The organism is Catellatospora aurea (genome assembly GCF_042663325.1).
GTDB lineage: Bacteria > Actinomycetota > Actinomycetes > Mycobacteriales > Micromonosporaceae > Catellatospora > Catellatospora aurea.
On sequence record NZ_JBHTAC010000004.1, the window covers coordinates 128,098 to 152,234 of the forward strand.

Annotated in this window: 15 protein-coding genes and 1 tRNA gene; 10 read left to right on the forward strand and 6 right to left on the reverse strand. The window is 74.1% G+C overall.

The annotated features are described in order from the left end of the window. Nucleotides 1-85 precede the first annotated feature (85 nt). Entirely contained in the window at nucleotides 86-1,861 is a 1,776-nt protein-coding gene (locus ACFQO7_RS05890; RefSeq protein WP_376805444.1) for an ABC transporter ATP-binding protein, read from the reverse strand. Then, nucleotides 1,858-3,657: an ABC transporter ATP-binding protein gene (locus ACFQO7_RS05895; RefSeq protein ID WP_376805445.1), complete on the reverse strand. Its 1,800-nt coding sequence runs from the start codon at nucleotides 3,655-3,657 to the stop codon at nucleotides 1,858-1,860. The genes ACFQO7_RS05890 and ACFQO7_RS05895 overlap by 4 nt, the downstream gene beginning before the upstream one ends. Before the next feature lie 57 nt (nucleotides 3,658-3,714). On the opposite strand from ACFQO7_RS05895, the gene ACFQO7_RS05900 reads away from it, so the two are divergent. The 6 genes from ACFQO7_RS05900 to ACFQO7_RS05925 all read left to right on the forward strand — a co-directional run bounded on the left by ACFQO7_RS05900 (nucleotide 3,715) and on the right by ACFQO7_RS05925 (nucleotide 15,272). After that, entirely contained in the window at nucleotides 3,715-4,815 is a 1,101-nt protein-coding gene (locus tag ACFQO7_RS05900; protein ID WP_376805446.1) for a hypothetical protein, read from the forward strand. A gap of 160 nt (nucleotides 4,816-4,975) precedes the next feature. Continuing rightward, nucleotides 4,976-6,292, forward strand: a complete 1,317-nt coding sequence (locus tag ACFQO7_RS05905) for a condensation domain-containing protein (RefSeq protein ID WP_376805447.1) — start codon at nucleotides 4,976-4,978, stop codon at nucleotides 6,290-6,292. Further along, entirely contained in the window at nucleotides 6,285-7,520 is a 1,236-nt protein-coding gene (locus ACFQO7_RS05910; RefSeq protein ID WP_376805448.1) for a macrolide family glycosyltransferase, read from the forward strand. The genes ACFQO7_RS05905 and ACFQO7_RS05910 overlap by 8 nt, the downstream gene beginning before the upstream one ends. Before the next feature lie 195 nt (nucleotides 7,521-7,715). Further along, the gene (locus ACFQO7_RS05915) at nucleotides 7,716-9,002 is read left to right on the forward strand and encodes an SGNH/GDSL hydrolase family protein (protein ID WP_376805449.1); all 1,287 of its coding nucleotides are present in this window, start codon (nucleotides 7,716-7,718) and stop codon (nucleotides 9,000-9,002) included. Nucleotides 9,003-9,006: 4 nt separating this feature from the next. After that, nucleotides 9,007-12,198: an AMP-binding protein gene (locus tag ACFQO7_RS05920; RefSeq protein WP_376805450.1), complete on the forward strand. Its 3,192-nt coding sequence runs from the start codon at nucleotides 9,007-9,009 to the stop codon at nucleotides 12,196-12,198. Then, complete coding sequence (locus ACFQO7_RS05925; protein WP_376805451.1) at nucleotides 12,195-15,272, forward strand: non-ribosomal peptide synthetase; 3,078 nt, start codon at nucleotides 12,195-12,197, stop codon at nucleotides 15,270-15,272. Before ACFQO7_RS05920 ends, ACFQO7_RS05925 begins: the two co-directional genes overlap by 4 nt. Nucleotides 15,273-15,276: 4 nt before the next feature. Here ACFQO7_RS05925 and ACFQO7_RS05930 read toward each other — a convergent pair whose 3' ends face one another. The 4 genes from ACFQO7_RS05930 to ACFQO7_RS05945 all read right to left on the reverse strand — a co-directional run bounded on the left by ACFQO7_RS05930 (nucleotide 15,277) and on the right by ACFQO7_RS05945 (nucleotide 18,691). Continuing rightward, nucleotides 15,277-16,029, reverse strand: coding sequence for a hypothetical protein (locus ACFQO7_RS05930; RefSeq protein WP_376805452.1), 753 nt, complete (start codon nucleotides 16,027-16,029; stop codon nucleotides 15,277-15,279). Between the two features lie 102 nt (nucleotides 16,030-16,131). After that, the gene (locus ACFQO7_RS05935) at nucleotides 16,132-16,776 is read right to left on the reverse strand and encodes a hypothetical protein (RefSeq protein ID WP_376805453.1); all 645 of its coding nucleotides are present in this window, start codon (nucleotides 16,774-16,776) and stop codon (nucleotides 16,132-16,134) included. Nucleotides 16,777-16,885: 109 nt separating this feature from the next. Beyond that, a complete protein-coding gene (locus tag ACFQO7_RS05940; protein ID WP_376805454.1) occupies nucleotides 16,886-18,592 on the reverse strand; it encodes an ankyrin repeat domain-containing protein in 1,707 nt (568 codons plus the stop codon). A 26-nt stretch (nucleotides 18,593-18,618) separates the two neighbouring features. Then, nucleotides 18,619-18,691, reverse strand: a tRNA-OTHER gene (locus ACFQO7_RS05945). Between the two features lie 117 nt (nucleotides 18,692-18,808). Here ACFQO7_RS05945 and ACFQO7_RS05950 point away from each other — a divergent pair. The 4 genes from ACFQO7_RS05950 (at nucleotide 18,809) to ACFQO7_RS05965 (ending at nucleotide 24,109) form a co-directional block, all read left to right on the forward strand. Continuing rightward, a complete protein-coding gene (locus tag ACFQO7_RS05950; RefSeq protein WP_376805455.1) occupies nucleotides 18,809-20,809 on the forward strand; it encodes an APC family permease in 2,001 nt (666 codons plus the stop codon). Between the two features lie 45 nt (nucleotides 20,810-20,854). Next, nucleotides 20,855-21,190, forward strand: a complete 336-nt coding sequence (locus ACFQO7_RS05955) for an STAS domain-containing protein (protein ID WP_361047018.1) — start codon at nucleotides 20,855-20,857, stop codon at nucleotides 21,188-21,190. A 110-nt stretch (nucleotides 21,191-21,300) separates the two neighbouring features. Further along, entirely contained in the window at nucleotides 21,301-22,251 is a 951-nt protein-coding gene (locus ACFQO7_RS05960) for an anti-sigma factor RsbA family regulatory protein (RefSeq protein WP_376805456.1), read from the forward strand. A 187-nt stretch (nucleotides 22,252-22,438) separates the two neighbouring features. Further along, nucleotides 22,439-24,109 (forward strand): hypothetical protein, encoded by a 1,671-nt coding sequence (locus ACFQO7_RS05965; protein WP_376805457.1) that lies wholly within the window; start codon nucleotides 22,439-22,441, stop codon nucleotides 24,107-24,109. The last annotated feature ends 28 nt before the right edge of the window (nucleotides 24,110-24,137 follow it).

Here is a 24,137-nt window from a genome sequence, read left to right on the forward strand (position 1 = left end):
GCAGCGGCGTGAGATCGCCGTCTGGGGCCGGAACATGCGACCGCGGGCGTTGATCGAACCATGCCCTTCCTTCGAATCGGCTGGGTCAGGCGTAGGCCTTGGCCTGGAGGGTGAACAGGTCGTGGTAGAGGCCGCGGCGGGCCATCAGGTCGTCGTGGCTGCCCAGCTCGGCGACCGTGCCGTCGCGCAGCACGACGATCAGGTCGGCGGCGCGTACGGTCGAGAAGCGGTGCGAGACGAACAGGGTGATCGCGCCGGAGCCGCGCGCCGCCCGCCGGGCCGCCGTGGCGAAGCGGGTGAACAGCGCGTTCTCGGCGTGGGCGTCGAGCGCGGCGGCGGGCTCGTCCAGGGCCAGCAGCAGCGGCCGGGGCCGCATCAGCGACCGGGCGAGGCCGAGCGACTGCCACTGGCCGCCGGAGAGTTCGGTGCCGTCGGCGTACCCCCGGCCGAGCAGGCCCTCCAGACCCCCGGCCTGGTCGACGGCCCGCCCGGCGCGGGCGCGGTGGATCGCGGCCTGCAGTGCCGTGTCGTCGTCGTGCAGGGTGAGCTCGCCGACGCCGACGTTGTCGCGGACCGTCCAGTGCAGCCGCGCGAAGTCCTGGAACAGCATGGCGATCCGCCGGTGCCACGACGCGGCGGGGATGCGGCGCAGGTCCGTGCCGTCGACGGTGAGCGTGCCGCCGGTCGGGGCGTACAGCCCGCAGAGCAGCTTGACCAGGGTGCTCTTGCCCGCGCCGTTCTCGCCGACGAGCGCGACGGTCGCTCCGGCGGGCAGGGTCAGGTCGACGTCGCGCAGCGTCGGCTCGGCCGCGCCCGGGTAGGCGAAGGTGACGCCGTCCAGGCGGATGCCGTGCCGCAGCCGCCGCGGGGCTGCCGCGGTCGCGGATTCCGGCCGGGGTGCGGCGGCGGCCAGTTCGGCGAAGCGGCCCGCGGTGCGCGCGGCGGCGGCGACCGTGGCGTGCAGCCCGATCGCCCCGGCCACCTGCACGCTGATCTGCACGGCCAGGGTCACCACCAGGATGACCTCGCCCACGGTCGCGGTGCCGTCCACGGCGCGGCCGAGCACCAGCAGGATCGCCCCGCCGTACGCGAACGCGAACAGCAGCTGCCCGCACCCGCGCAGCAGCGCGGCCCGCCAGTACGCCGCCCACAGCGTGTCGGTCATGCGGGACCACGTCTCGGCCTGCCGGGCGAGCAGGAACTCGTCCGCCCCGCAGAGCCGGATCTCCTTGACCGCGTCGGCGTCGGCGGCGAGCGTGAGCAGGTGGCTGGACAGCCGCCCCGCTTCGGCGGTGTGCTCGCGGGCGCGTTCGGCCAGCTTCGCGGCGCGGCGGGCGACGAGCACCGGCGGCACCGCGGCCAGCGGCAGCAGGGCGAGCCACGGGTCGACGGCGGCGAGGATGACAATGGTGATCGCGGCCCGCAGCACCAGCCCGCCCAGGTGCAGCAGCCCTTCCAGGGACTGCCGGGTCTGAGCGGCGTCCTGGGCGGCCAGCGCGAGCGTGTCGGCGAAGCCGGGGTCGTCGAGGTGGGCCACGGTCGGCTGCCCGTTGGCCAGGGTCATCAGCCGCCGGTCGAGCACGGTGCCGGCCTGCTCGCCGACCTCGAAGTAGTACAGGTGCGCGAAATGGCCGAGCATCAGCTCCACGACCAGCAGCGCCGCGACGCCGACGGCCAGCGCGGTGGCGGGACCGGTCGCCCCGGCGAGCGCCGCGTCGGTGAAGTCGCGCAGCAGGAAGCCGATGAACGGGGTGGCCAGGTAACCGCCGGTGATCAGGCCGACGCCGATGGCGAGTTTGCGCCGGTCGGCGGCCCAGGCCAGGCCGAACACGAAGACGAGCGCCGTGCGCAGGGTGCTCATGCGGCGGCCGCCAGGTCGTCGCGGAACCGGCTGGCCTGCAGCGCGAACATCTCGGCGTAGTGGCCGCCCGCGGCGATCAGCGTGTCGTGGTCGCCGTGTTCGACCACGTGCCCGTCGGAGAGCACCAGGATCTGGTCGGCGCGCCGCACCGTGGAGAAGCGGTGCGAGATGATGACGCTGGTCAGGCCCTCGGTCTGGGTGAGGAAGCGGTCGAAGAACTCGACCTCGGCGCGTACGTCGAGGGCGGCGGTGGGTTCGTCGAGCACCAGCAGGCGCGCGCCGCGGTCGACGGCGTGCAGGGCACGGGCCAGGGCGACGCGCTGCCACTGGCCGCCGGACAGGTCGCGGCCGCCGGTGTAGCGGGCGTGCAGCGGGGTGTCCAGGCCCGCGGGCAGGTCGTCGAGCAGGTCCAGGGCCCCGGCGCGGGCCGCCGCGGCGCGCCAGGCGGCCGGGGTGCCCGTGCCGAGGCCGATGTTCTCGCCCGCGCTCAGCTCGTAGCGGTTGAAGTCCTGGAAGACGACGGCGAGCTGCTGCTGCCACGAGCGGGCGTCGAGGTCGCGCAGGTCGTGGCCGTCGACGGTGACCGCGCCGCGGTCGGGGTCGTAGCAGCGGGTCAGCAGTTTGACCAGGGTGGTCTTGCCGGACCCGTTGAGGCCGACGATCGCGGTGCACCGTCCGGCGGGGATGGCCAGGTCGAGATCGGTGAACACGCGGCGGCCGCCGGGATAGGCGAAGCCGACCTGCGTGAACCTGATCTCGTGCTGCGGGGCGGGCGCGGGGGCGGTCCCGGGCAGGGCCGCACCGCGTACCGCATGCTCGAAGTTCATCAGCGCGGCCAGGGCGCGGCCGCCGAACTGGGTCTGCACGTCGGCCTCGGGGAAGTAGACGCCGAACCGGATCGGCACCAGGACCGCCTGCACGGCGACGGCGTAGCCGAGCAGGTCGAGTTCCCCGCTCGCGGTGGCCTGGGCGACCGCGGCCAGCGCCAGGGTCGCGCCGACGAGCCCGGCCAGGGCGAAGCCGAGGAACGGGCGCAGCAGCAGCCGCCTGCGCATGGTCCAGATCGGATCGAGGTAGCCGCGGTGCTCGGTGTCCAGGCGTGCGGTGAGGAAGCCGAGCAGCCCGAGCACCCGGATCTCCTTGGCGGCCGCGGTGCCCGTGGTCAGGGTGCGGGTGTACGCCAGGCGGCGGCGCTGCGGCGACAGCGCGTCCCACGCCGCCGCGAAGCGGCCCAGCGAGCCGCGCTGCCCGAACCGGATGACCAGCGCGGTCGCCGCGACGACGAGGCCGGCGAGCGGCGACAGCACCACCGCGATGAGCACGACCGCCCCGGCGAGCCCGGCGTAGCGGGCCAGCAGCGCGGGCAGCGCCGCGGCGGCCTGGCCGGGCGACGGGCTGGCCCGGTCGATCGCTGTGCGCACGTCGGTGAGCAGGTCCAGCGTGCCGGGGCGCTCCAGGGCCGCGACCGGCGCGTCGGTGTACGCCGCTCGCAGCGCCCGCTGCACGCAGTGCCCGTCGATCCGCCGCGCGAGCAGCTCGGCCAGTGCGAACTGCAGTGGGCCGAGCAGTTGCTGCGCGACGAGGGCGGCGAGGGTGAGGCCGACGGCGGCGCCGAGCGCGGCCTCGCCGCGGGCCACCGCGGGCACCCGGGACAGCAGCACCGCCATGCCCACCATGAACACGATCGGGGCCAGCCCGAACGCGGCGCTGACGAGCAGCGCGACCGTCACGGGCAGCGGGCCCGCGCCGCGGAGCAGGCGCGCGAGGTCGAGCCACCGGCGCAGTCGGGGCCTCATCGTGACGTCCTCTCGACAGCCGGTAACATCAACAAACTTAACAGTTAAGATACTTAAATGCACGCGTCGATTTCGGCCGCGGTGACCGCGCATCCGCGCCGCCGCCCGGAGGCCGAAGCCCTGGCCGCGAGCCAGCCTGGGCTGGACTTCGAGGTGGTCGAGGACCCCGAGCCCGGCGGGCCGCGCAGCGCGCTGCGCACCGCCCGGCTGGCCTGGCGGACCGCCGACCCCGGCCGCACCCACCGGCTGCTGGTGCAGGACGACATGCGCCTCGCCCCCGGGGTCGACCGGCTGGTGGGGGCGGCGGTGGCGGCGCAGCCCGACCGCATCCTGTGCCTGTTCACCGAGTGGGGTTCGCGCACGTCGCCGGCGGTGCGGCTGGCCGCGCTGGCGGGCGCGGGCTGGGTGCCGCTGCTCGACCCGTACGTGCCGACGACCGCCGTGGTCCTGCCGACCGCGGTCGCGCACGCGCTCGCCGAGTTCCCGGCCGAATCCGGCGAGCCCGACGACGTGCTGCTGCTGCGCTTCGCCCGCGAGCACGGGATGACGCCGCTGGTCAGCTCGCCGAATCTGGCCGAGCACGAGCAGGGCGACTCGCTGATCGGCAACGACGTGCTGCAGGGCCCGCGCCACGCCGCGCTGTTCGGCGGGCCGCCCGGCGACTGGGCCCGGGTGCTGGTGCCGCCGGTGGTGCCGCACCTGCTGCTGTTCGACGGCGTGGTGGTGTGCCAGGTGCCCGACGGCGACGGGTGGCGGGCGGTGCTCGCCGACGCCTTCCTGGCCCCGTCCGGCCTGACCCTGCCGGACCTGCTCGAACGGTATGCCGCCGCGGTCGGGGCGTGCGACCCGGCGGGCCGGATGCGCCGGGTCGTGGCGGACTCGCTGCTGCTGCAGCTGTGGCTGGCCGCGTTCTGCTACGGCGTCGCGGCGTACCTGGTGTTCGGCGACGTCGCGACGGTGGACCGTGCCCTGTGGACGGTGCGCGGGGCGGCCGCGCTGCGCACGATCGCGCCGGGCGCGCTGCGCCGGTTCGTGCCCGGTCACCGGCTCGCCGGGCTGCCCGCACTGGTCACCCCGCTGCTGCGACATGCCATATCGGACGGATGCGTACACGCTGGTCAGGCCGGAGATCAGTTCTGGAAGGAATATTTACAGTAAGGATCAACTGTGCTATCAGTTATATGCCCATGCGTGGATGACCTCCGGCGTGGGCCGTACCGTGCGCCCACCCGGCGTGCCGTGTCACCCGGTCTCACCGCAAGACAGGCAGGCGTCGATGGATCTGCAAGCACCGTCTGGTGACGAGGAGGTGGGCTGAGTGCAGGTCGTCCCCCGCCGCGCCACCCCCGCCGCCACCGCCCCGCTGTCCCTGCTGCAACGGCGGATGTGGCACCTGTGCACCGCGTACCCGGGCACCGCGTCGCCCATCGTGGCGATCGCCAACCGGATCACCGAGCCGCTCGACGTGCCCGCCTTCACGGCCGCCGTCGCGGCCCTGGCCGACCGGCACGACGCGCTGCGCACCACGTTCGCCGTGGACGCCGACGGGCCGCGGCAGGTGATCGCGCCCCCGGGCGGCTTGGAAACCGAGGTCGTCGACGTGTCCGGCGAGCCCGATCCTGCCGCGCGCGCGCAGGACATGGTCGCGGAGCTGGCCGGGGCGCTGCTGGACCTCGACGGCGGCACGCTCGTGCGCTCGCGGCTGATCCGGCTCGGCCCGGACGACCACGTGTGGTGCCTGGCCGTGCACCACCTGCTCGCCGACGGCGAGTCTGCGATGGTGCTGCAGCGCGACATCGCGGCCCTGTACCGCGGCGTCCCGCTGCCCGAGCCGCCCATCGGATACGCCGACTTCGCCGCCTGGCAGTGCGCCGGCGGCGGCGACGACGCCGAGCTGCGCTGGTGGGCCGAGCGGCTGCGCGGCGTGCCGCCGCTGGAGCTGCCCACCGACCTGCCCCGCCCGCCGGTGAAGAGCACCCGCGGCGGGCAGCTCGACGTGCGCCTGGACGCGCCGGACGCGCAGGCCCTGGAGCGCTTCGCCCGGCAGATGCGGGCCACGCCGTTCATGGTGCTGGTCACGGCGCTGCTCACGGTGCTCGCCCGGCGCTCGGGCCAGACCGACCTCTGCGTGGGCACCCCGGTCTCCGGCCGGCTGCTGGAGGAGACCGAGGACGCGGTCGGCCTGTTCAGCAACATGATCGCGTTGCGGGCCGACCTGTCGGACGAGCCGAGCCTCGGCGAGCTGCTGACCCGGGTGCGGGCCGTCACCATCGACGCGCTCGCCCGGCAGGCGGTGCCGTTCGGGCAGGTCGTGGCCGCGGTCAACCCGGCCGAGGACCGCTCGCGCACGCCGGTGTTCCAGGTGATCGTCTCGCTGCACACGCAGACCTCCGGCGGCACTGCTGCCGACCTCGACTGGCGGCCGTTCGGACAGGCCACCGCGCAGATCCTGCACGACCTGGTGCTCGACGCGTGGCGCGGGCCGGACGGGCTGTCGCTGACACTGCGCTACGACACCGGGCTGTTCACCGCGGACACCGCCGCCGCGCTGGCGGGCGAGGTCGTCGCGCTGCTGCGGGCGATGCCCGACGACGCCGAGCTGCCGGTCCTTCCCGTGGCGGCCCGGCATGGGTAGCCACATCGCGTTCTTCAACATCCCGGCGCTCGGGCACCTGTTCCCGACCCTGGGCGTGGTCGCCGAGCTGGTGCGGCGCGGACACCGGGTCAGCTACGCCGCCCCCGACGATCGGGCCGCGTACGTGGCGGCGGCGGGGGCGCGGGTGATCTCGTACACCTCGACCCGGCCCGGCGACACCGATCCGCAGGCGCGCACCCCGGCCCGCGCCGAGCACATCGGACGCAGCCTGCTCAACTTCCTCGCCGAGACCGAGCACACCCTGCCGCAGCTGGAGCCCGCCCTGCTGGCCGACCCGCCGGACCTGGTGCTGTTCGACCGGATGGCGTTCGCCGGGCACGTGTTCGCGCACACCCACGGCATCCCCGCGATCCAGCTCTGGCCGATGATCGTCTCGGCGGGCCCGTGGTCGCTCAACGAGGCGGTCCCGGTCGACTTCACCCATCCCACGCTGGCCGAGTACCACCTGCGCCTGGAGCGCTTCCTCGCCGAACGCGGCCTGACCGGGCTGCCCGCGGACGAGTTCCTCGCCCCGCGGGTGGTGCGCCACCTGGCCTTCCTGCCGAGGGCGTTCCAGTACGCGGGCGAGGCCTTCGGCGAGGAGTTCGGCTTCGTCGGGCCGTGCACGACCCCGCGCGCCGGTGACGTGCCCTGGTCGCCGCCGGCCGACGGCGCGCCGGTGGCGCTGGTGTCGCTGGGCACGCTCAACAACCACTGGCCCGACTTCTACCGCCTGGTGTTCGAGGCGTTCGCGGGCACACCCTGGCACGTGGTGCTGGCCGTGGGCCGCCGCCTCGACCCGCGCTCGCTGGGCACGCCGCCGCCGAACGTGCAGGTCATGCCGGTGGTGCCGCAGCTGGCGGTGCTGGCGCACGCGCGGGTGTTCATCTCCCACGGCGGGCTGGGCGGGGTGATGGAGGGCGTGCAGGCCGGCGTCCCGCACCTCGCCGTGGCCCGGACCCTGGAGCAGGACCTCAACGCCGCCCGCATCGTCGACACCGGCATCGGCGCGTCGCTGGACCTGACCGGGCTCACCCCGGCCGGGCTGCGCGAGGCGGCACGGCGGGTGGCCGCTGACCCCCGCGTCGCGGCGGGCGTCGCCGCGATGCGGGCCGAGGTGCTGGCCGCGGGCGGTGCGGCCCGCGCCGCGGACATCGTCGAGTCGTGCCTGCGGGAACCCGCCCAGCGCGGCGCCGCGGGCGTCAGGACCCTGGCCCCTCAGGGATAGGCGGCGGGTCGCCCGGCGCCCCCCGGGCGGCCCGTCGCCTAGGTGCCATCGATAGATGGGGTCATTTAAATCATCCGAACCGGCAACCGTGATCACAGCTTTGTACCTAAGAAACTTAACTATTTATTGGCATCGTGGTCGCGTCGGCGGGACAGCCCGCCACATCCCCCTCGGGAATCGACGGAGGTTCCACAAGTGATCACAGAATCGACGCGCGGCGTATCGCGTGCCGGGACGGGCCGGGTCCGCCGGCGCGTCGCCGCCGGCCTCGCCGGACTCGGCCTGCTCGCGACCACCCTGGTCGCGGGGGCTGGCCCGGCTTCCGGCAGCCTGCCCGGCCGCTGGGTGGGGACCTGGGGGACCGCACTCACCGCGCCGAGCCTGGCCAACACCGGCAGCTCGCTCAACGGCTTCACCGACCAGTCGATCCGCCAGCTCGTGCGGGTCTCGCTGGGCGGCGAGAAGGTGCGCCTGCGGATCACCAACGCGTACGGCACCGGCCCGCTGACCATCGGCCACGCCAGCGTCGGCCTGCCCGCCACCCCGGGTTCGCCGACCCTGCAGCCCGGCAGCATCCGCGAGGTCACCTTCAACGGCAGCGAGTCCGCGACCGTCTACAAGGGCGCTGAACTGCTGACCGACCCGATCGACCTGCCGGTCTCCGCGACCGGGGAACTCGCGGTCACCCTCTACCTGCCGACCGCGACCGGCGCGACGTCCTGGCACTGGACCGCCCGCCAGACCTCGTACGTCTACGCGGGCGACAAGGCCGAGACCGCCGACGGCACCGGCCAGACCGCGGCCTACAACCACTTCTACTACCTGGCCGGGATCGAGGTCCTGACGAAGACCGGCCTGGGCACGGTCGTCGTGCTCGGCGACTCGATCAGCGACGGCTCGGGCTCCACGCTCGGCGCGAACACCCGCTGGCCCGACTACCTCGCCGGGCGCATCACCGGCACCTGGCCCGCGCTGGCCGACCCCGGCGTGCTCAACGTCAGCCTCGCCGGAAACCAGGTCACCCGCGACGGTCTGGCCATCAACTCCCCGGCCCTGGGCGACAGCGCCCTGGCCCGCCTCGACGACGACGTGTTCAGCCAGCCCGGCGTACGCACCGTCATCGTCGAACTCGGCATCAACGACGTGCACCTGTCCGGCTTCCCGGCCGCTCAGATCATCGACGGGCTGCGCCAGCTCACCCTGCAGGCCAAGGACCGCGGCCTGCGGGTGGTCGTCGCCACGCTCGGGCCGTTCGAGGGCTACTCGACCTGGACGCCGGAGAAGGAGGCCGTCCGCCAGGCCGTGAACACCTGGCTGCGGGCTGACAACGGCTTCGACGGGCTGGTCGACTTCGACCAGATCCTGCGCGACCCCGCCAACCCCAGCAAGGTCCTGCCCGCGTACGACAGCGGCGACCACATCCACCCGAACGACACCGGCGCGCAGGCGCTCGCCGCGGCCGTGCCGCTCTGGCTGCTGTGATCCGATGACGCCCCGCACCCTCCCCGAACTGCTGGCCGCCCTCGCGGCGGCGCGACCCGGACATGTCGCGCTGCAGCTGGCAGCCGGGGAGGGCGCGGGGCAGCCGGCGCTGACCGCGGCGGCGTGGCACGCCCGCGCCACCGCGGTCGGGCACGGGCTGCTCGGCAAGGGCGTCGCGCCCGGCGACCGGGTGGGCCTGGTGTTCGCGGGCACGGACTGGCTCGACTTCGCGGTCGCGTACGCGGCGGTCACCGGCGTCGGCGCGGTCGCCGTGCCGCTGTCGGCGACGTCGCCGGAGGCCCGGCTGCGGGAGCTGCTCGACCACGCCGGGGCCCGGGTCGTCGTCGGCGCGGGCGGCTGGGCACTGTCCGAGCTGGACTCGGGCGACCGGACACCGCTGCCGGTCACCCTCGATCCTGGACAGACCGCACAGATCGTGTACACCTCCGGCACCACCGGCACACCCAAGGGTGTGGCCGCCAGCCACGCCAGCCTCACCCACGGACTCGACCCGGCGCGACCGCCGCTGGCGCACTCGCGGCACGCGCTGCACGCCTTCCCGATCGGCACCAACGCCGCGCAGACGATGCTGGTCACCGCGCTGGTCGCGCGACCCACGGTGGTCACCGTCGCGGCCTTCGACCCCTGGGTGTACGCCCGCACGGCGCGGCACCTGGGCGTCGGCACGCTGTTCCTGGTGCCCGCGATGGCGAGCGCGCTGCTGGAGGCGGGCGTGTTAGCCGAGTGCGACCTCGACGAGGTGCAGCTGGTGTCGTGCACCGCCGCGGCCCTGCCGCCCGCGGTCGCCCGAGCGCTCGCCGAGGCGATGCCGGAAGCCGTGATCGTCAACAACTACACGTCCACCGAGGCCGCTCCGGCCCATACCAGCATGGTCTTCGATCCCGGGCGGCCCGCCTCGGTCGGGCGCGCCGAGGGCGGGGCGGAGCTGCGCATCCTCACCGCCGACGGCGGTGTCGCGGGGCCGGGGGAGACCGGTGAGGTGTGGCTGCGCGCGGGCGACGCCGTGCGGGCGTACCACGGTGATCCCGGCGCGAGCGCCGCCGTGTTCCGCGACGGCTGGGTGCGCATGGGCGACCTCGGCTACCGCGACGCCGACGGCTACCTGTTCCTCGTCGACCGCGAATCGGACCTGGTCAACGCGGGCGCGTACCGGGTCTCCACGCTGCGGGTCGAGGCGGCGCTGCACGAGCACCCGGCGGTGTCCGGCGCGGCCGTGCTCGGGCTGCCGCACCCGGTGATGGGCGCGACGGTCGCCGCGGCCGTCGAGTTGCGCGACCCGTCGGCGCTGGCGGGGCTGCGGGCGTTCCTCGCCGAGCGGCTCGCGCCGTACGAGCTGCCGACCCGGATCGTCGCCGTGGCGGCGCTGCCGCGCAACGACGGCGGCAAGGTGCGCAAGGGCGCGCTGCGGGAGGTGTTCGCGGCGGCCCCGGCCCGGGTCGCCCCTCGCACGGCGGCCGAGGTCGCGCTCGCCGGACTGTGGCGCGAGGTGCTGGGGGTGCCCGAGGTCGGCGTCGGCGACGACTTCTTCGCCCTCGGCGGTGACTCGATGCGCGCCACCCACCTGGCCGTCCTGGCCGCGGCCCACTTCGGCCGCGACGTGCCCGTCTCGCTCGTCTTCGACACCCCGCTGCTCGCCACCCAGGCCGACCGGCTCACCGCCGCGCCCGCCGCCGCCGCGCCGCCGGCGCAGGCGTCGTCACCGGCTCCGGCTCCGGCTGTGGCTCCGGCCGTGGTTGCGGCGGATGATCGCCGTTTGTGGACAGAAAGTGGGGTCGGACCACAGGTTTCGTCCCGAAACGGCGATCATCGCCCGGCTGCCGAGTGGCGCTCGTCTGCCGGGGGTGCGGACGGCGGGGTGGCGGCCGGGGAGGTGCCGCTGGCGTCCACTCAGGAGAGCATGCTGGCCTGGATGTGGGCGACGGGGGAGCCGCGAGACGTCGGGCCGATCAGCGTCGGCATCCGGGTGTACGACCAGCTCGATCCGGTGCTGCTGGAGCGGGCGCTGACCGCGGTCGCGGACCGGAACGAGGCGCTGCGCACCGTGTTCGACCAGGACCCGGCCGGGCGGCACCGGGCGCGGGTGCTCGACCACTGCCCGCCCGTGGTGACCGCCGTCGCGGCCCGCGACCTCGACCACGCCGGGCAGCTGTGCCGGGCCGACCGCGAGGGCGGCTTCGACACCAAACGCGGGCCGCTGGTGCGGGCGATGCTCGCCACCGTCGGCCCCGACGACCACGTGCTCGGGCTGGCTGTGCACCACCTGGTCTGCGACGGCGCGTCGATGGGGCCGCTGCTGCACGAGATCGGCGCCGTCTATGCGGCATTGCGCAGCGGCAACCCGCTGCCGGGGACGCCTGCGCGCGGCGGTGACCGGTCGGCGAGCGCGACGCCGCTGCGTGACTTCGTGGCGTACACCCGGCAGCGCTGGCAGACGACCGTGCCGCACTGGCGGCGGGTGCTCGACGGCGCGCCCGCCCACCTGGAGCCGTTCCGCGGCCGCCGGGAGGCGGTCCGGCTGCGCAGCGCCGCGCTGGAGTTCCCGCTGCCCGGCCCGCTCGGCGACGGGCTGCGCCGGGCCGCCGCGGCCCAGGGCGCGACCCCGTTCATGCTGATCGCGTCGTGCTGGGCGGCGGCCCTGTCCGAACGCACCGGAACCCACGACATCCTGCTGATGTCGCCGGTGCCCGGCCGCACCCGGCCCGGCAGCGAGACGCTGATCGGCTGCCTGAGCCAGTCCCTGCTGCTACGCGTCGACACCTCCGGCGCGCCGTCCACCGCCGAACTGCTGGCCCGGACCCGGCGCACCGTCCTGGACGCGCTGGACCACCAGCACTACCCGTTCGCCGAGTTCTACCTGCGGCACACCGGCGCGGCCTGGCTGCGCGTGGAGACCTGGGGCGGCCAGGCGCACCTGCCGGGGCTGGAGTCCGAGACGTTCGAGCTGCCCCGGGCGCTGGACGCGGACTGGCCGACGCCCGGCGGCCTGCCCGACCTGCAGGCACCCGAGCTGGCCGTCGTCGAGCACCCGGACGGCAGGCTGGTCGCGCACCTGCTCTGGAACCACCACGCCTTCGACCGGTCCGAGATGGACACCCTCGCCGGGCGGGTCACCGAGCTGTTCGAGCACGCGGCGCGCGAGCTCGCCCCCGCACCACCGCAGGAGGTACCGCGATGAGCACCGCCACCCCGGCCCAGCACGGCATGTGGCTGACCGAGCGCCTCGGGCTTGCCGCCACGGCGTACCACATGCCGCTGCCGGTATGGCTCGACGGCCCGCTCGACCCGGCCCGGCTGGCGGAAGCGGTCGCGGCGGCGCTCGCCCGCCACCCGGTGCTGTCGTGCGCGTTCGCAGAGGACGACGGGGAGCTGCGCGTGGTCCCGGCGTCCCGGACACCGTCGCTGCAGGTGGGAGCGGCTCCGGTCGACCTGGCGGAGTACGTCCAGGAACGCACGCTCGCGCCGTTCGACCTGGCCGCCGGACCGCTCATCCGCTTCGACCTGATGCCCGCCGGATCTGACCGGCATCTGCTCCTGATCGTCGCCCACCACCTGGTCTTCGACGGCGAGTCCAAAGAGATCCTCCTCACCGACCTGGCCACCGGCTACTCCGCCCTCACCCCATCGACCTCTCCCGGCGCGGCTCACGCCGCAGCGGGCCCTGCGGTTTCCGGGGAACTGCACGAATCCGGTGCGGGATTGCTGCAGTTTCCGCGAAAGTCGGGGAATCCGGCGGCGGGGAACGACTCCCGAGGGGAACGGGCCGGGGAGGCAGGGCTGGGCGGGGAGGTGCTGGCGTTGGCCGGCGAGCGCTGGGCGGGGTATCGCGCTCCTGGTGAGCCCAGCCTGCCGGGGTTGCGGGGGACCACGGGGCCCGGTGCGACGGCCGGTGTGGTCGTGCCGTTCACCCTGGACGCGGTCGCGATCCGAGCGGCCGCCGCGGAGCTGGGGGCGACGACGTTCGAGGTGGTGCTCGCCGGGCTGCTTTCGCTGCTCGACCGGTACGGCGACCCGGCTCCCGTGGTCGGCGTCGACCTCGGCACCCGCCCCGCCGACGGACATGACGCGGTGGGGCTGCACGTCAACGAGCTGCCCGTCGGCCTGGCCGTCACCGATCCCGCCGCCGCGCCGGTCACCGTGCGGGAACGCGTCGCACACGTGCGGCGGCTGCTGCGGGACACCTACCCCGTACGCGCCGTGCCCCTGTCGCGGGCCGTGTCCGGGCTGGCACCGCGAGCCGCGCTGACCCCGGTGTCGATCAGCTACCGCCGCCGCGTCCGGCCCACGCCGGAGTTCGCCGGGCTCGGCGTGCGGGTCGAGTGGACGGCGTTCCACCACGCCGCCCGCAACGCGCTGCACGTCCAGCTGCTGGACGACCCCGCCGCCGCGGACCTGCCCGTGCTGCTGCACGTCGACCCGGCCCGCCTGGACCCCGCCGTCGCGGCCCGCATCGGCGTTCACCTGCGTAATCTGCTCGACGGCTTCGCCCGGCGACCCGACACCCCGCTGCACGACCTAGACCTGCTCGACCCGTCCGAACACGAGCTGCTCGCCACCTGGAACGCCACCGTCCGGCCCGTTCCTGGCCCGCAGACCCTGCACGAACTCGTCGACGCGCGGATCGCGGCGGAGCCGGACGCGCTCGCGGTGGTCGCCGCCGACAGCGCGATGACGTACGCCCAGCTCGACGCCGAGGCCGGGGCGGTCGCGGAACAGCTGCGTGCCCGCGGCATCGGCCCCGGCGACCTCGTCGCGGTGTGCCTGCCCCGCACGTCGCGGCTGCTGCCCGCGCTGCTCGGGGTGCTCCGCACCGGTGCGGCGTACCTGCCACTGGACCCGGAGCACCCGGCGGCCCGCCGGGACTCCCTGATCGCCGACGCGAGCCCGGCCGCGCTGCTGGTCGCCGACGCCGACGGCGTGACGGTGCTCGGCGAGGCCACGCCGCCGGCCCCCGTCGGTGACCCGGCCGTGGCACAGCGGCACGAACCCGGGCTCTGCTACGTGATCTACACATCCGGCTCGACCGGACGGCCCAAGGGTGTGGCCGTCGAGCACGCGAGTGTGGTCAACCTGCTGCACGCGCTGCCCGAGGTGGTGCCGACCGGGCCGGGCGACGTATGGCTGGCCGTTGCGTCGGCGGCGTTCGACATGTCGGTGCCGGAGCTGTGGCTGCCGCTGGTCACCGGCGGCACGGTCGTGCTGGCCACGGCCGAGCAGGCCCGCGACGGCGAGCTGCTGCTGAAGCTGCTGCGGTTGACCGGGGTCACCCACGCCCACCTCACCCCGTCGACGTGGCGGCGGCTGATCGACGCCGGGTTCGCCGAGCGCGGTGTCGTCGCGGTGTGCGGGGCCGAGGCACTGCCCGCGCCGCTCGCCGCCGAGCTGCGGGCGCGGACGAAGCGCCTGGTCAACCTGTACGGACCGACCGAGACGACGGTGTGGTCGACCGCCGCGGACCTGACCGGGGGCGGCCCGGTGACCATCGGCCGCCCGCTGGCCAACACGACCGCGTACGTGCTGGACGCCGGGCTGCGCCCGCTGCCGCACGGCGTGGTGGGGGAGCTGTGCCTGGGCGGGGCCGGGGTCGCCCGGGGTTACCTGGGCCGTCCCGAGCTGACCGCGGCGCGGTTCGTCGACACGGACTGGGGGCGGCTGTACCGCACCGGCGACCGGGCGCGCCGGCTGCCCGACGGGTCGCTGGAGTTCCACGGCCGCGCCGACGACCAGCTCAAGGTGCGCGGGCACCGGATCGAGCCGGGGGAGGTCGAGGCGTTTCTGCGGGCGGCGGAGTCGGTCGTGGACGCGGCGGTGACCGTGTCGGCGGACGGCGACGCGCTGGTGGCGTACCTCGTCGGCGCGCCCGACCCGGCCCGGCTGCGCGAGCAGCTGGCCGCCGGGCTGCCCGGATACCTGGTGCCGTCGGTGTTCACGCTGGTCGAGCAGCTGCCGCGCAACGCCAACGGCAAGCTCGACCGGGCCGCGCTGGCCGGGCTGGCGGGGGCGCCGCTGGTGCCGGAGGTGTCGGCGCAGCCCTACTCAGGGCTGGCGCTGCAGGTGTACGAGATCTGGCGGGAGGTGCTCGGGCACGGCGAGATCGGGCCCGACGACGACCTGTTCGACCTCGGCGGGCACTCGCTCACCGTCACGAAGATCGCGGCCCGGTTGCGCCGCCGGCTGGGCGTCGACCTGCCGCTGCACGTCTTCTTCGACACCCCGACCATCAACGGCATCGTCGCCGCCGCGGACCGGTGACGGCTCAGGTGTCGTAGGTGCCGTCCCACGGCGGCGCGAACATGATGTCCATCGGGTAGAAGCTGACCAGGGGCATGCCGTGCTTCGCGGTCTGGTCGACGAGTTCCCAGGCGATGTCGCCCTCGCGTACGGAGAACGGGCGGACCGCGATGTCGCCGTACGCGACGTCGGGCAGTTCGGCGATGAGCCGCTCGCGCAGCTCGTGTGCGTCGCCGAGCGGCACGTCGTTGTGGATCCGGGAGCCCGTGTACGTCCCGGTGTGGTCGAACAGGAGCAGCGCCACGCCGATGTCGCCGAGCGCGTTGCGGCGGGTGCCGTGGACGATCGCGAAGAACTGGCCGTCGGCGTACCGGCCGATCCGGTTGGTGCGCGAGTGGTCGGGCTCGTAAGCGATCCGGATCAGCGCGGGCGGCGTGTCCGGCTCCGGCGGCCACGACACCGGGCGCCAGTCGCAGGCGGTGCGCCAGGTGTCGTGGCCGAGGTTCCAGGCCAGCAGCGCCTCGAAGGCGGCGTCGAACCCCAGCTGATGGGCCAGCGCGGGCGGCGAACCCTCGCGCTGCTGCACGAGCAGCCGGTATCCGTCCGCCATCCGCCAGACCTGCATGAAGTCGCTTTCGGACTCGTCGCGCCCGAGCCACATCGAGGTGCGGCCCGGCACGTCGTCGAACTGCTTGAGCAGCACCCAGAGCAGTCCGCCCGACGGCTGCGCGTGGGTGTTGCCGTCGTGGTCGTACAGGGTGACACGAGGTGCGCTCATCGCTGCTCCGGTGAGGTCGGCGGTGGCCGGGCGGGCCATCACGATCTCACGTCGGGCCGACAGGTCCCGCCCGGTGGACGCACGGGACCTGTCAGGCCGCGATCACGGCGTGTAGGGCGCGTCCGTGTGCGACTCCTCCTTGAGGATGCTGCCGTCGGCGACGTACACGGCGGTGCGCCGGACGCTGACCACGGCGGACCCGCCGTCGGCGGGGCGGGTCAGGTAGACCAGGGTGAGCTTGCGGTCGGCGACGGCGACGGACTCGATCGGGTCGCGGTCGCCGAGCACGAAGTGCACCACGCACTGCGCCCGGTCGGCGGGCTTGGCGCACACCATGACGCCCCAGTACCGGCCGGTGGTGTCCACCACGCTGCTCATGATCGTGCCGACGGTGACGGTGCCGAGCTCGCCGCCCAGGTCGCCGGTCGCGCACGGCTTCTGCACGGCCAGCACCAGGCCGTCCTCGCCGGAGAACATGCCCTCGGCCAGCGGGGCGCCGTCCTTGCCGAACGCGTAGTAGGGGTCGATCAGGCCGCGCACCATCGCGTCCTTCACCTCGGCGCAGGTCGGCGTCGGCACGGCCGGCGGCGCGGCGCTGGCGGGAGCGTCCGGCGACGGGGTCAGCACGGTGACCGCGCTGGGCGCGGCCGACGGCGACTCTCCGCCGGACTTGCAGGCGGCCGCCAGCCCGGCGAGGGCGAGGACCGGGATCATCAGCAGGGCGGCACGGCGGGGGTGGAGCGGCATGGAGTGGTCCTTCTTCGGCAGCGGAATTCTGGCATTGGCCACTGCACCATAGGGGCGACCGGGCCGGACGCACGACGCCTCGTCGAGAGAACGACAGTGGGACGGCTGGTCAGCGGTCGGCCGCGGTGCGGCGGTCGCGCCACAGCCGGTCGAGCGACGCCCGGTCGTCGCGGCGTGCGTGGTCGCCGGCCACGCGGATCGCGCTCGCGCCGTGCACCGTCTCCGCGTACGGGTCCGCGCCCGCGTCGAGCAGGGCGCGGATCAGCGCGATGTCGCCGCCGTTCATCACGGCGACGTACAGCGGGGTGCGGCCGATGCGGTCGCGGGCGTCGACGGGCAGGCCCGCCGCGTCGAGCAGCGGCAGCAGGCGCGGGTGGTCGACCCACATCGCCATGTGCCGCAGCGACCAGCCGCTGCCGTCGCGCATCAGCGGATCGACGACGCCCCTGGCCAGGCCGTCGAGCAGCCAGTCGGTGTCGCCGTCGAGCAGGCGCTCGCGGACTCGGGTGCGCTGCGCGGCGAGGGCCTTCGGCAGCCGGCCGGCCCCGGTCAGCCAGGTGTCGCGTACCGCGAAACAGCCGGCGCTCGCCCCGCCCATCACCCGCAGCGCCTGCTCGCGGCGTAACTCGTTCGCGTCGTGGTTGTGCAGCCGCAGCGCTCCGTCGCGTACACCCACGATGTGCCACTCGCCCCGGCACCGCACCCGCACCGGCGCGCCGGGCTCACCTACCGCCGACTCCGCTGGCAGTTCGCGACCGGGCGGCCCGACCACGCCGGTGGTCGGGGAGCGGAGGTCGGTCGCCGACCGGTGGTCACCGCGGTGCCGCGCGGGCGGCAGCGTCGGGAACAGCGCCGAGCGCAGCAGCGGGTGCAGGTCGTCCGGGGTCGACAGGCCCGCGTGCAAGAGTGCGAGGTCGGCCGGGATCGGGCCGCTCGCGACCTGCGGCGGCCCCTCGTTGTAGTCGTGCGGATCCGACTCGGCGGCGACGAGGCCGTCCCCGACGCTGATGTTGAGGTGCGCCCCGAACAGGGTGTCCACCCGCTCGGCGGGAAACCGGGGACGTTCGGTGAACGTCGCGGCGGCGGCCCGGATCTCGGCGGCGAGGCCGACCGGGCAGGTCGGGGTGGCGGGGTCGCGGTGCAGCGCCTTGGTGTCGGTGAACGGCAGCTCGATGCCGCAGGCGCGCCAGGCGGCGGTGTGCTCGCCCGCGGCCAGCAGCAGGTAGACGCGCTCGGTCGCGGCCGCCGCGTCGTCGCCGGTGCCCAGCGCGGACCAGGGCAGGGGTGTGCCGTCGGGCGCGAGCAGCGGCGACCGGTCGGCCGAGCAGCACCACGCGGCCCGGATCGCCGCGGTCTCGCGGATGTCCCAGGTGTGGCGGGGTGCGACGTACCAGCGGTGGTCGTTCAGGTCGGCGAGCGTGGCGACGGTCAGCCGCAGCCGCTGGGGGCCGGTCGGCGACAGCGGCAGCCGCACTCGCAGCAGTGGCGTGCCGTGGTCGACGGCTTGCGGGGCGAGCACCGCGCTGGTGCGTGCCCGCAGCGTCGTCATGCCGCCGTGGTGCCGCGGCAGGTGCCAGAGCAGCAGGTCCAGGGCGAGGTGGCGCAGGTCCTCGGCGATGGCGGCGGCCGCCTCGGTGCCGAACCGGTCCCGGACGTCGTCGAGGTCCACGTCGACGACGGTGTCGGCGAGCGCCGCGGCCGTGCGCCAGTCACCGGCGGCGCGGGCGTCGGCGGCCGCCGCGACGGCCTGCGAGGTGGGCATGCGGGTGCGGATGCGCCGCCACTGCGTCAGATCGCCGCGCAGCAGCGTGATCATGCACACACCTCCAAAACGGGTGGGTGGCAGGCCGGCCGGATTCGAACCGGCGTCCTCCAACTGCGCGAAGTGGCGCGACGACCTCTGCGCTACAGCCTGCCGCGGGCAGCCTAACGGACCACCTCGACAGCGGGCCGGTCGCGTTTGCCGTGACAGGCGGGCCTATGGTGTGCGCTGTTCGCGAAGCAGGTTCGCACCCCGGGTATCGAGAAGGTCATGAGCAGCGACACCACCACCGGCGCGGCAGTCGAGTACGCCGTTCCCGCCGTCGTCGACAGCCCCGAGGGCATGCACCCGCCGGCCGGGCGGCTGGGCAGCTGGCTGCTGCAGCACCGGGTGCAGCCGGTCGGGCCGGAGGCCGACGAGAGCCACGCCAAGCCGCAGTCCTGGTGGAAGGTGATGTGCCTGACCGGCGTCGACTACTTCTCCACCCTGGCCTACCTGCCCGCGATCGCGGCGACCGCCGCCGGGGCGCTGTCGCCGCTGGCGACGCTGCTGATCGTGGCGCTGACGCTGCTGGGCATGCTGCCGATGTACCGGCGGGTGGCCAAGGAGAGCCCGCACGGGCAGGGCTCGGTGGCGATGCTGGAGGACCTGCTGCCGTTCTGGCGGGGCAAGGTCTTCGTGCTGGTGCTGCTCGGCTTCGTGGCCACGTCGTGGATCATCACGATCACCCTGTCGGCGGCCGACGCCTCGGTGCACCTGCTGGAGAACCCCCTGGCCCCGCACTTCCTGGAGGGCCACGCGGTCACCATCACGGTGGTCCTGCTGCTGATCCTGGGCGGGGTGTTCCTGCTCGGCTTCAGCGAGGCCGTCGGTGTCGCGATTCCGCTGGTCGCGGTGTTCCTCGGCCTCAACGCGATCATCGCGGGGTACGGCCTGGTCGAGGTGTTCACCACGCCCGGGGCGTGGTCGGGCTGGACCGACGCGCTGACCAGCGGGGGAGGCGGGTTCGGCGGCGTGATGGGCCCGGCGATCCTGGCGTTCCCGCTGCTGGTGCTGGGCCTGTCCGGCTTCGAGACCGGCGTGAGCATGATGCCGCTGGTCGCCGCCGAGGGCTCCGACGGCCGTGCCCGGATGGCGTCGCGGGTCCGCAACACCCGCAGGCTGCTCACCGTCGCCGCGCTGATCATGTCGGTGTACCTGCTGCTCACGAGCTTCGTCACCACGGTGCTGATTCCGGCGGAGGAGTTCGCCGAGGGCGGCGCGGCCAACGGCCGGGCCCTGGCCTACCTGGCGCACGAGCACCTGGGCGAGGGCTTCGGCACGGTCTACGACATCAGCACGATCCTGATCCTGTGGTTCGCGGGCGCGTCGGCGATGGCGGGCCTGGTCAACATCGTGCCGCGCTACCTGCCCTCCTACGGCATGGCGCCGGAGTGGGCCCGCGCGGTCAGGCCGGTGGTGCTGGTCTACACGGTCGTCTGCGTGGGCGTGACCATCGCCTTCGGGGCCGACGTCGAAGCCCAGGCCGGGGCGTACGCCACCGGCATCCTGGCGATGATGGTCTCCGGCAGCGTCGCGGTCACCATCTCGGCCGCGCGTTACCGGCGTAGGTGGGCGACCGCCGGGTTCGCGGTGCTCACCCTGATCCTGCTGTACGCCCTCGGCGAGAACATCCACGAGAAGCCCGACGGCATCGCCATCTCCGCGATGTTCATCCTCGCCATCGTGGTGATCTCCCTGATCTCCCGCGCCGCCCGCACCACCGAGCTGCGCGTCAAGCACATCGAGTTCGACACCCGCGCCCGGCGGTTCGTCACCGACTCCATCGACCACGACGGGCAGCTGAACCTGATCGCCAACCGCCGCCAGGCGGGCGACGTCGCGGAGTACGCGGCCAAGGAGCGCGAGCAGCGCGGCATGAACCCGGTCCCGGGCCGCGCCGACGTGCTGTTCCTGGAGATCGACGTGGTGGACCCATCGACGTTCTCCGACGTGCTCCAGGTGACCGGCGTGCAGGTCGGCGAGTATCGGGTGCTGCGGGCGTCGGCCCCGGCCGCGCCGAACGCCATCGCCGCCATCCTGCTCGCGCTGCGCGACACCACCGGGGTGCGCCCGCACTGCTACTTCGAATGGTCCGAGGGCTCGCCGCTGACCCACCTGCTGCGCTACCTGTTCCTCGGGCGCGGTGACACCCCGCCGGTGGTCCGGGAGATCCTGCGCGAGCGCGACACCGACCCGGCCCGGCGGCCCGGCATCCACGTCGGCGGCTGACCTCGCCCGAGCGCCCGCGCGGGCAGGTGTGCTACAAAGCTTCGCGTGAGCCTGCCACCACCCCAGCTGAGCCACCACGTCGTCGCGACGGACGGCGTGGTGCGCGTCGCGCTGAGCGGCGAGGTGGATCTGGCGGTGGCGGACGACCTGCACGGCTGGCTGTCGACGGCGGCGGCCGCGCACCCGGGCCTGCCGGTCGAGGTGGACATGACCGCGGTCACCTTCATCGACTCGTCCGGCATTCGGGCCTTCGTGCGGGCCCGCAACGACGCGGTCGGGGCGGGCCGGGGCCTGCGCCTGGTCAACACGGCCGGCATGGCGCTGCGCGTGCTGCAGGTGGCCGGGGTGTACGCCCATCTCAGCGGCGAACCGCTGGACTGACGCCGGGCCGGCAAACCGGAGCCGATCTCACGTGCCCGTGTTAGGTTGGGCGGACACGTCGGGGGTACCTGCCTGGCGTGCGGGGAGTCGATGATGCACGAGCAGGTGTCGTGAGGACGGGCGCGGCCGCGGGACACCGCGGCTTCTTCCACGAGACGGCGTTCTACGCATCCGACGACGAGTTCCTTTCGGTCGTCATCCCCTTCCTCGCCGACGGTGTGGCCGTGGGCGAGCCCACGCTGGCCGTGTTCGCCGAACCCCATGAGCGGCTGGTCCGTGACGCCCTGGGCGCCGACAGCGGGGTCGTCTTCGTCCGCGGCGACGCGCAGTACCAGCGGCCGGCCGGTGCGATCAAGCGGTACCGGGAGATGCTGGCCGAGCACGTGGCGGCCGGTGCCGCGCAGATCCGGGTCGCGGGTGACGTGCCGCATCCGGGCGTGGGCGTGCCGTGGGAGTGGTGGGCGCGCTACGAGGCCGCGGTGAACCACGCCTACGACGACTTCCCGCTGTGGGGCCTGTGCCCGTACGACACCCGGACCACGCCCGACGAGGTGCTCGACTTCGTGCGGCGCACCCATCCGCACATCGCCACACCGCTCGGGCACACCGCCAACCTCGCCTTCCAGGACCCGTTCGCCCTGCTGGCGGACGGGGTGACGCCGTGGCGCGACCCGCTGGAGGACACCGCGCCCACGATCGAACTGAGCGCGCCGACGACCGCGCAGGCCCGCGGCGCGCTCGTCGCGCTGCAGGCGACCGCGGGCCTGGCCGACGACGACCTCAGCGGCCTGCTGCTGGCGACGACGGAGACGGTCACCAACGCGATGCTGCACGGCCGGCCGCCGGTGCTGCTGCGGCTGTGGGCCGCTGCGGGCCGCATCGTGGTCACGGTCACCGATCACGGGCCCGGCCCGGCCGACCCGCTCGTCGGCCTGGTCCCCGGGACGAGTCCGGGCGGCTGGGGCCTGTGGCTGGCCCACCAGATCTGCGCGTACGTCTCCCTGCAGCGCGAGCCGGACAGGTTCACGGTCCGGTTGCTCGGCGGGGAGCTGCCTCGCTGAGCAGCGCCGATCCGCCGGGAGGGCGACGCGCTCGGCTGCGGCTGGTGCTCGGCGGCAGGCTGGGCGACAATCTTGCGGTGGGGAGACCCGTCGATCCGGGCGGCGCGGTGCCCCCGACCCCGGTGCCCGGTGCCCGCTGGTGGCGGGCCGGGTCGCCTGCCCGTTCCCATACCTCAGGAGCAGCTTCGTGTCCGATGTAGACGTCGAGCCGAAAACCGCGAACCCGGATGACGCCCCGCCCGCCGTCGCGGCCGAGCCTGCCGCCCCGTGGCGGCGTGGGCGGCTGCCGCACCTGCTGCTCGGCGCCCTGCTGCTGGTGATGTCCTGGTTCACCGTTGCGCAGGGCCGCTTCCACGGCCGCACCTACGACGAGTACATGCAGGACGACTACGGCGCGCGGGTGCTGAAGTTCTACCTGTCGGGCACCACCGACCGCTCGTTCCTGGACTTCCCGGACTACCTGTACATGCCTCAGCACGGCGCCGGGTTCGAGCTGATCGTGGCGTTCTTCCAGCACCTGACCGGGGAGATCTGGAACACCCGCACGATCGTCAACGGTCTGTTCGGCGTGCTCGGCATGCTGATCACCGCGCTGGCCGCCCGGGAGCTGGCCGGACGCGGCCGCCTCGGCGCATGGGCGGGGCTGGCCGCTGCGGTCGGCCTCGCGCTGTACCCGCGCTACACCGGCCAGATGATGAACAACTCCAAGGACATCCCGCTGGCCGTGGCGATGGTGCTGGTGCTGTGGCTGGTGCTGCGGCTGATGCGGCGCTGGCGGCAGCCCGACCGGCGGTTCGAGGTACTGGAGCTGGCCGGGGTCGGCGCGGCGATCGGCTTCGCGGGCTCGATCCGGGTCAACGCGCTGCTGTGGTTCGGGCTGCTGGCGTTCGTCTCGCTCGGCTTCTGGGCACGGCACGGGCACAAGCTGCGCGGGCGAGAGCTGCGCACCGAACTGACCAACCAGTTCACCGCGATGCTCGCCATCGGCACCACGGCGTACCTGGTGATGTCGGTGTTCTGGCCGTTCCTGCTGACCAACCCGACCGACGGGCTGCTGTCGTCGGTCGAGTCGATGGCGAAGTACGACTGGGACAACGAGATCCTGTTCGGCGGCGAGATGGTCCGCTCCACCCAGCTGCCCTGGTACTACGCCCCCTGGTGGCTGGTGATCGGCTCGCCGCTGCCCGTGGTCGCGCTGACCGTGGCCGGCGCGGTGGCCGCGGTCGTGGGGCTGGTCCGCCGGCAACGACTGGACGGGCGGATGCTGCTGGTCGGGGCGTACATCCTGCTCCCGCTCGCGCTGATCATCGGCGCGCACTCGACGCTGTACAACAGCCTGCGCCAGTTCCTGTTCGTCGCGCCCGGCATGATCGTGCTGGCCTCGGTGCTGCTGGTGCGCTGGGCGCGGGAGTCGTTCGACTCCGGCCGCACGGCGCTGGCCTGGGCGCTGATCGGCGCGGCGGTGCTCGGCCAGGGCGAGGCCCTCTACGCCTCCGCCCGCATCTACCCGTACGAGTACTCGTACTTCAGCCCGCTGGCCGGCGGCTACACCACGGCCCGGCACGACTACGAGAGCACCTACTACGGCTCCTGCACCCGGGCCGCCGCGGTCTGGCTGGGGGAGAACTACCAGCAGTACACCGCCGACACCGCCCCGACGTTCCGCGACGAGCACCAGTGGAACTCGCTGGCCGAGGTGGACCTGCCGGACAACTTCGTGTCGGTCGGCGACGGCCAGCCGTACTTCCGGATCACCACGAAGGAGCCCGGTCCCAGCTATCGGGAGATCCACGCGGTGGTGGTCGAGGGCGAGCCGGTGTGCCGGGTCTCGGTGATGGACCTCGCGCCCGTCTCGTGACCGGTTAAGGGGCAGCCGGCGCGGGGTA